Source organism: Streptococcus cristatus (assembly GCF_001578775.1).
Taxonomy (GTDB): domain Bacteria; phylum Bacillota; class Bacilli; order Lactobacillales; family Streptococcaceae; genus Streptococcus; species Streptococcus cristatus_A.
The window spans coordinates 259,866-268,394 of sequence record NZ_KQ969062.1 but is presented as its reverse complement, the minus strand read 5'-3'; the positions used below and the strand labels follow the sequence as shown (position 1 = coordinate 268,394).

At 43.4% G+C, this 8,529-nt stretch carries 8 protein-coding genes; 4 read left to right on the top strand and 4 right to left on the bottom strand.

Annotated features, from left to right (window positions below; all coding sequences use genetic code 11):
- The 3 genes from SCRDD08_RS10915 to SCRDD08_RS01300 all read left to right on the top strand — a co-directional run.
- The coding region (locus tag SCRDD08_RS10915; RefSeq protein WP_081104240.1) for a transposase at nt 1-764 on the top strand (764 nt) is incomplete at its 5' end.
- 260 nt (nt 765-1,024) lie between these two features.
- Entirely contained in the window at nt 1,025-1,870 is an 846-nt protein-coding gene (locus SCRDD08_RS01305) for a hypothetical protein (protein ID WP_061422088.1), read from the top strand.
- A gap of 24 nt (nt 1,871-1,894) precedes the next feature.
- Nucleotides 1,895-3,151 carry a toxic anion resistance protein gene (locus SCRDD08_RS01300; RefSeq protein WP_061422087.1) on the top strand — a complete coding sequence of 419 codons (1,257 nt, stop codon included), beginning with the start codon at nt 1,895-1,897 and terminating at the stop codon, nt 3,149-3,151.
- A gap of 151 nt (nt 3,152-3,302) precedes the next feature.
- Here the strand turns inward: SCRDD08_RS01300 and tpx are convergent, their stop codons facing one another.
- The 4 genes from tpx to SCRDD08_RS01280 form a co-directional block, all read right to left on the bottom strand.
- Complete coding sequence (tpx, locus tag SCRDD08_RS01295; RefSeq protein WP_005591554.1) at nt 3,303-3,794, bottom strand: thiol peroxidase; 492 nt, start codon at nt 3,792-3,794, stop codon at nt 3,303-3,305.
- Between the two features lie 151 nt (nt 3,795-3,945).
- On the bottom strand, nt 3,946-4,875 hold the full coding sequence (locus SCRDD08_RS01290) for a metal ABC transporter substrate-binding protein (protein ID WP_061422086.1): 930 nt from the start codon (nt 4,873-4,875) through the stop codon (nt 3,946-3,948).
- Nucleotides 4,876-4,893: 18 nt separating this feature from the next.
- Complete coding sequence (locus SCRDD08_RS01285; protein ID WP_061422085.1) at nt 4,894-5,742, bottom strand: metal ABC transporter permease; 849 nt, start codon at nt 5,740-5,742, stop codon at nt 4,894-4,896.
- A 1-nt stretch (nt 5,743) separates the two neighbouring features.
- Nucleotides 5,744-6,463, bottom strand: a complete 720-nt coding sequence (locus SCRDD08_RS01280) for a metal ABC transporter ATP-binding protein (protein ID WP_061422084.1) — start codon at nt 6,461-6,463, stop codon at nt 5,744-5,746.
- 148 nt (nt 6,464-6,611) lie between these two features.
- On the opposite strand from SCRDD08_RS01280, the gene SCRDD08_RS01275 reads away from it, so the two are divergent.
- Nucleotides 6,612-8,504 carry a M13 family metallopeptidase gene (locus SCRDD08_RS01275; protein WP_061422083.1) on the top strand — a complete coding sequence of 631 codons (1,893 nt, stop codon included), beginning with the start codon at nt 6,612-6,614 and terminating at the stop codon, nt 8,502-8,504.
- Nucleotides 8,505-8,529 lie beyond the last annotated feature (25 nt).

Sequence of the window (8,529 nt, the reverse complement as noted above, 5' to 3'; positions counted from 1 at the left end):
AAGAGACTTTCCAGGGGCGCAATAGTTTTTCCAAAACAGATACGGACGCTACTTTCATGCGAATGAAAGACGATCACATGCGGAATGGTCAGCTTAAAGCAGGGTACAACCTTCAAATAGCTACTGAAAATCAGTTTGTCATCCACTACGACATCTTCCCGAATCCAACAGACACCTTAACGCTTCTGCCTTTTCTGAAATCATGTCCAGCAGAGGTTGAAACAGTCGTCGCAGATGCCGGGTATGGGAGCGAAGAAAACCTCGTGACCCTTGATAAAAAAGGGATGAAGCATTATATCAAGTACAATTTATTTGATAAAGAGCAGAAACGGTCTTACAAGAAACCAGCGAAAAATCTTGAAAATTGGAAGTACAATGCGTCTGAGGATACTTACACTCATCCGGATGGCTTTGTTTATTCCTTTCATCACGTCGAAACCCGCAAGACAAGCACAGGGTTTGAACAAGAAATCAAGGTTTATCTCACGGATCAGCCAGAGCCGGCACCTCAAAAGGGGCTTTATATCAATGAGCGTTATCAAGCCCTGAAACTCAAAGAAAGCCAGACGCTTTTATCGGAAGAAGGCCGCCGCATCTATGCCCAGCGGAAGATAGATGTCGAGCCTGTCTTTGGTCAGATAAAAGCTTGTTTGGGCTACACTCGCTGCAATCTGCGAGGCAAGCGCAAGGTGAAAATTGACATGGGACTGGTTCTCATGGCCAATAACCTTAAGAAACTGAGCAAGAAAATGGCTCAAATTTAGAAAGGGATAAGGTTCATACTCAAACCTTATCCTTGTTTCTTTTAACCTAAAGACTTTTTGTCTCAGCCTCTTGCTTGCTCACTTGTGATAAAAAAGAACTCTTACGCTTGCTTTCAGGAAAGGAAGCAAAGCTCTTTCTTGATGAGGCATACATTCTCATCAAATCTAAAAGTGCTTCTGAATATATCAATCTTTCTCCTTCAAAAACTAGCTTTTATGTTAAAATAGAGATATCATATTGAGAAGAAAGAGAAAGGTTTATGTCGAGAAGAAAGAATAATTCTAACCAGCAGCCGGAATGGTTTAGCTGGATTTGGATATTTGCAATTATATTTGGTTCTGGAGTGGTAGCCAGCTATCTGATCCCCATTGCTATTTTGGGAGGTATTGGCTACGGAATCTATCGCTACCAAAGACAGAAAAGAGTTCGTATTGAAGCTAAACAAGCCAGCATTGGCCGTATTGAAGATTTAAAAGCAGAGATTGGGCAGGCTGACCGCCGTATTAAAGAATTAGAAAGCTACCAAGAATACGGCAAGAAGGAAGACTACCAAGATTTGGCCCTGCAAATTCTTCCCCAACTCACCTATATCAAAAACGTTGCTAAGGAATTGCGAGATGAAATTCCTGCCTCTGTCTACCAGCGCATTCAGACTAAAATTACTACTGTAACCGAGGAAATTGACAAACAACTGCAAAAGATTGAACGAGAGAAAAGGCAAAAGGAAGCGCAGCCTAAGAAAACGAGTCTAGAAGAACTAGCCCCAGAATTGGTCGCTACGGTTCGCAATATTCAGATTGACCACGAGGCCATTCTTCAAAAAATCTCTCAATCCGAAAGCAATAATAAGGAAGAACTGACTGCCATCCATCAGTCCCAGATGGAGCACTACGAAGATATTTTAGAAGGCTACCTCAAAATCAAAGCTTCTCCCAAAGATTTTTACAATGCAGAGGAGCGGTTAGCCAAGGCCAAAGCAGCTATCGAGCAGTTTGACTTAGACCTAGACGAAGCGCTACGTCAGTTAAATGAAGCTGATTTGAGGGACTTTGACATTAGCCTGCGCATCTTAGACAAAGAAAAGCAAACAGATACCGGCTTTTAAGCTAGATAAACCAAAGGGGAAACTATGAGCCAAGAATTTAATTTTGATATTGATAAAATTGCCAACAATGCCATCAGCAAAAGTGATAAAACAACAGAAATCATCGAAGCCAATACGACTCAAGAAAATGGCCAGCTCACTTTTCTAGAAAAGCTGACGCCTGAGCAACAGAGTGCGATTACGGCTAAAGCTCCGCAGCTAGTGGATAATTTCGTGTCGGACCAAAATGCCTTGCTGGACTTTGGCCAATCTGCTGTAGAAGAGGTCAACGGTACTGTCAATCGTATCTTAGCCGAGCAGAAAAAATTACAGATCCCTCAGGTAGATGAGCTCTTAAAAAACACTAACAAGGAACTCAATGGCTTTGTCGCAAAATACAAGGATGCTCAAGTTGCGGAACTAGACAAGAAGCCTAATTTCTTGGAAAAACTTTTCAAACAAAGTCGAAACACCCTTCAAGAATTCTATTTTGACTCACAAAATATTGAGCAGAAAATGGATGGCATGGCTGCAACAGTCGTCAAGCAAGAGGATGTTCTGGCTCGCAATATTGTTTCTGCTGAAATGCTGATTGAGGACAATACCAAATCAATTGAAAACCTCGTCGGAGTTATTTCCTTTATCGAAGCTGCTCAGCAAGAATCTGGCAATCGAGCGCTCAAATTGCAGAATGAAGTCGCTCAATTAGATACGACAATTCTTGACTACCAAGTCAAATCGCAAGAATTAGCCCGAATGACAGAGGTGGTCAACACCCTAGAGCAGCAACACACTGAATATGTCAGTCGTCTCTATGTGGCTTGGGCGACAACGCCTCAAATGCGTAACCTAGTCAAGGTTTCCTCTGATATGCGACAAAAGCTTGGAATGCTCCGCCGCAATACCATTCCAACGATGAAGCTGTCTATTGCCCAGTTAGGCATCCTCCAGCAATCGATGAAGTCTGGTCAGGTAGCTGACGCCATCTCTAATGCGAATAACGCTGCCCTGCAAATGCTCGCTGAGACCAGCAAGGAAGTCATTCCTCAGCTGGAGCGGATTTCCCAAAGCCCTACTATCGCTGTTGAATCTGTCACTAAGCTGGCAGAAAGCCTCGTCGCACAAAATCAAGGCATTATCGAAGCTATTGATAAAGGACGGGAAAAACGCGCTCTGCTAGAAGCGGCTGTCATCCAATCCGCAGAAACCATCAACAACTCTGTCAAACTGCGTGATCAAAAGATTATCCAAGCCCTGCTGGATCAAGGCAAGGAAGCCCAGAAAGAATTAACTACAGAATAAGTAAAAAACCTAGATGGCTCTTTCAAATCGTAGACAAACGTCAAAATTGATGTTTGTCTTTTTGTATTTTCCAAAATTTTTAGTCAAGACGACAAAAATACACTCAACTCTTATGAAGAATTGAGTGTATTTTTTTGAAAAGTATAATTCTTTACAGACTTTTGACTGCCGCAATGGCTGCATCATAATCTGGCTCGGTGTTGATGTTATCTACATATTCAGCATAGGTCACAGTGTTGTTTTCATCCAAGACAAGAACTGCACGGGCCAACAGGTGCCATTCATTGATGAGGACAGCATAGTCGCGACCGAAAGAATGGTCGAAGTAGTCAGATAGCATGACGGCATTTTCGATGCCTTCAGCAGCACACCACTTTCCTTGAGCAAAAGGTAAGTCAACTGAAATCGTGATTACAACGGTATTGTCCAAGTCAGAGAGTTCTTGATTGAAACGACGGGTCTGAGTTGAACAAACGCCAGTATCGATAGACGGTACGATGCTGAGGACTTTCTTTTTACCAGCAAAGTCAGCCAAAGTTTTCTTTGAAAGGTCAGTAGCTGTCAGGCTAAAATCGTGGGCTGTGTCGCCGACTTGCAATTGCTGACCTGTAAAGGTTACAGGATTTCCGAGAAAAGTTGTCATAGGAAGTCTCCATTCATATTTGATAGCTCCATTGTACTGCGAATAGTGATTTTTTTCGAATAATTTGACTGAAAATTTAAGAGCGACTCCATGTGAAGCTTGCCCTTCAGAAATAAAGAGGTTAGGATTTTATCTTCCCAACCTCTTATCATTATTTAGACAGACCTTCTGCAATCTTTTCTAAGTTGTATTTCATCATGCTGTAGTAGCTATCACCCTCTTCGCCTTTATCAGCGATTGAGTCAGTAAAGATTTTAGCATAGATCGGAATGTTGGTGTCTTTAGAAACGGTCTTCATCGGACGGTCGTCTACACTTGATTCGACAAAGAGAGATGGCACTTTGGTCTTGCGTAGTTTTTCAACCAAACTTTTAATTTGGTCTGGAGTCCCTTCTTCTTCAGTGTTGATTTCCCAGATATAGGCTGATGGCACTTTGTAGGCCTTAGAGAAGTACTTGAAGCAACCTTCGCTGGTTACAATCATTTTCTTTTCTTCAGGGATGTTGTTGAATTTCTCTTTAGCTTCCTTGTCCAAAGCGCTCAATTTTTCCACATAAGCTTTAAGATTTTTCTCGTAAGTTTCTTTGTTAGCTGGATCCTTTTCGCTCAAGCGCTTAGCAATGTTTTTCGCATAGATGATCCCATTTTCCAAGTTAAGCCAAGCATGCGGGTCTTCCTTGCCCTTTTCATTTTGACCTTCAAGGTAAATGACATCAACACCTTCACTGACAGCGTAGTAGTCCTTGTTTTCTTTCTTCTTAGCATTCTCTACCAATTTTGTAAACCAAGCATTTCCGCCGGTTTCAAGGTTGATCCCATTATAGAAAATGAGATCCGCTTGGGAAGTCTTTTTTACATCTTCGGGTAGAGGCTCGTATTCGTGCGGGTCTTGCCCAACAGGCACGATGCTATGCAGATCTATTTTATCGCCAGCTATATTTTTGGTAATATCAGCGATAATGGAATTGGTCGCAACAACCTTGAGTTTGGACGATCCGCCAGACGAATTCTTTTGACTAGAGCAGGCAAAAAGAGTGCAGACTGCTAATAAAAGCAGTGATAAAAAACCTAATTTTTTCATGGGATTCCTCCATTAAATTTATTTTAGTTTAGGTCGATTTTTTAGTTTTAAATACCGCTGCTTAGGAGCGATAAAGAAAGAGATGAGAAAGATGAGGGCTGAGGTCAGGACAATGCTGGATCCTGCAGCGACATTAAAGCTATAGCCGATGAAGAGACCCAGTACAGAAGCTAGAGCCCCCAATCCTGAGGACAGCAGAATCATGGTCTTCAGACTATTGGCATAGAGATAGGCTGTCGCAGCTGGTGTAATCAGCATGGCCACAATCAGAATCGTTCCAACACTTTGCATGGCTGTGACAGAAACCAGAGTCAGGAGAATCATCAGCAAATAGTGGTAAAAATTAACCTTCATTCCCATAGCCTTGGCTAAAAGCGGATCAAAGGAAGTCAACAAAAGCTGCTTGAAGAAAATAGCAATGACCAGCAATACCAAGATGCCCACACCAATACTAATCCACATATCAAGGTCTTGCACCGCCAAGATATTCCCAAAAAGGATATGGAAAAGATCGGTCGAACTCTTGGCGACACTAATCAAAATGACCCCCAGAGCCAAGAAGGAAGAAAAAGTAATCCCGATAGCCGTGTCACTCTTGATAATGGAATTGCCCTTGATGTAGGTGATAATAATAGAAGCTAGTAAGCCAAAGGTGATAGCACCGATGAAGAAATTAATTCCCAAAATGTAGGACAGAGCCACGCCGGGCAGCACCGCGTGAGAAATGGCATCCCCCATGAGCGACATGCCCCGCAAGATGATAAAGCACCCAACGGCACCTGCCACCACTCCAATCACAATGGCCGTAATCAACGCATTTTGCAGGAAATGAAAATCATGCAATCCTTGAATAAATTCCTGGATCATCCTAGTCACCTCCATTCATAAAGAGCTGAGAGCCGTAGGTCTTCTGCATATTTTCTTTGGTGAAGGTGCTCTCAGTTGATCCGAAAGCAATGACCTCCTTGTTAAGCAGCAAGACTTGGTCAAAATAAGCGACTACCTTGCTCAAGTCATGGTGGACAATCAAAATCGTCTTTCCGGCTTTTCTTAGCTGGCGGAGCGTTTCCATGATAATCTCTTCACTGACCGAGTCAATCCCAACAAAAGGCTCATCTAGGAAGATATATTTAGCCTCCTGAACCAAGCAACGGGCAATCAAGACCCGCTGGAATTGCCCACCAGACAACTGGCTAATCTGCCGCTCAGCAAAATCTTCTAAACCAACGATTTTTAAAGCCCGAGCAACCTTTTCCCAGTCAGAGGCTTTGAGGCGTTGAAAGAGCTTGATCTTAGGATATAAACCCAGAGACACACACTCCTTGACCTTGATCGGAAAATTATAATCAATGTGAATTTTCTGCTCCACATAAGCAATCTTATTTAACTCTTGCTTCATAGGTTTTCTATCTAGAAAAGTCTGCCCCTCACACTCAACAATTCCTAACATCCCTTTTATGAGAGTTGACTTCCCAGCCCCGTTTGGTCCAAGAATTCCTGTAATAGTCGGTCCTTTTATTGTTAAAGAAGTTGGTTCTAGAGCCAGCTGTCCTTGATAGCTGACACTTAAATTTCTCGTTTCAATCATAGTTATACCTCTTTTGTTTTAATATACATTAAAACAAAAATTAAGTCAAGTTAATTTTTAAAAAATCCTTAAAATCAATATAAGAAATATTTGAAAAAAGGAGCTAATTTTGATAAGGTTATATCAAAAGCAGGAAAGCGAGAAAAACATGACACGTTTACAAGATGATTTTTATGATGCTATTAATGGTGAATGGGCCAAAACGGCCGTTATCCCAGATGACAAGCCTGTAACCGGCGGCTTCACAGATCTGTCAGATGAGATTGAAAAGCTGATGCTCTCCACTACTGATCAATGGTTGCAGGGTAAGGAAGTTCCTGACGATGCTATTTTGCAAAACTTTATCAAGTACCACCGTTTAGCAGCTGACTATGACAAGCGGGAAAAACTCGGTATCAAGCCTGTTTTGCCTTTGATTGCGGAATACCAAGCACTCAACTCCTTTACAGAATTTACCACAAAGATTGCCGAGTTTGAGCTGGCTGGCAAGCCCAATTTCTTTCCCTTTGGCGTAGCCCCTGACTTTATGGATGCCCGTATCAATGTCCTCTGGGCGGATGCACCAGGTACTATTCTCCCAGACACAACCTACTATGCTGATGGGCATCCTCAAAAGGATAAACTCTTGAAAAAATGGCGCGAAGCTTCCGAAGCTTTGCTGCAAAAATTCGAATTTTCAGCAGAAGAAATCCAAGATTTGCTGGATAAGGTTTTAGAACTGGATGCTCGAATTGCCAAAGTCGTTCTGTCACGGGAGGAAAGTTCAGAATATGCCAAGCTTTACCACCCTTACAAGTGGGAAGATTTCAAAGCCTTAGCACCGAATCTACCTTTAGATGCGATCTTCACCCAACTCATCGGGCAAATTCCTGACCAGATTATCGTACCTGAGGAGCGTTTCTGGCAAGCTGCCGACCAATTCTACTGCGAAGAGACTTGGCCCCTGCTCAAGGCCGTGCTTATCTTTAATGCTATCGCGTCAGCTGAAGCCTACTTGACTGATGAAATCCGTGTCCTAGCAGGCGCATATCGTCGCGCCCTGTCTGGAACACCTCAGGCGCAAGACAAGAAAAAAGCCGCCTTTTACCTAGCTCAAGCGCCTTTCAATCAAGCCATCGGGCTCTGGTATGCTGGTCAAAAATTCTCCCCTGAAGCCAAGGCCGATGTGGAGCAAAAAGTAGCCAACATGATCCAAGTCTACAAGGAACGCCTCGCAAGCAATGACTGGCTGACACCAGAAACTCGGGACAAGGCCATTGTCAAACTCAATGTCATCAAGCCTTATATCGGCTACCCAGAGGAGCTACCTGAGCGCTACGCAGACAAGCTTGTGGATGAAAATCTCAGCCTCTTCGAAAATGCTCAAAAACTGCGACAAGTGGAAATTAAGTATGGTTGGAGCAAGTGGAACCAGCCAGTGGATTACAAAGAATGGGGAATGCCTGCCCATATGGTCAATGCCTACTACAATCCTCAGAAAAACCTGATTGTCTTTCCAGCGGCTATCCTGCAGGCGCCATTCTATGACCTGCACCAGTCTTCTTCAGCCAATTATGGCGGTATCGGAGCGGTTATCGCCCATGAGATTTCCCATGCCTTTGATACCAACGGCGCTTCCTTTGATGAAAACGGCAGCCTCAACAACTGGTGGACGGAGCATGACTACCAAGCCTTTACTGAGCGGACTCAGAAAGTCATCGACCAGTTTGAAAGTCTAGATTCTTACGGTGCCAAGGTCAATGGCAAGCTGACTGTTTCAGAAAATGTAGCGGACTTGGGCGGTATTGCAGCGGCTCTTGAAGCAGCCAAGAAAGAAGACGATTTCTCTGCGGAGGAATTCTTCACCAACTTTGCCCGCATCTGGCGGATGAAGGGACGCGAAGAGTACATGAAGCTTCTAGCCAGCGTCGATGTCCATGCGCCCGCTAAACTTCGGACCAATGTCCAGCTACCAAACTTTGACGACTTCTTTACGACCTTTGATGTCCAAGAAGGAGACGGTATGTGGCGCAGTCCAGAAGAGCGCGTGGTGATTTGGTAAAGGACTTCAATAACATTTAATCAAT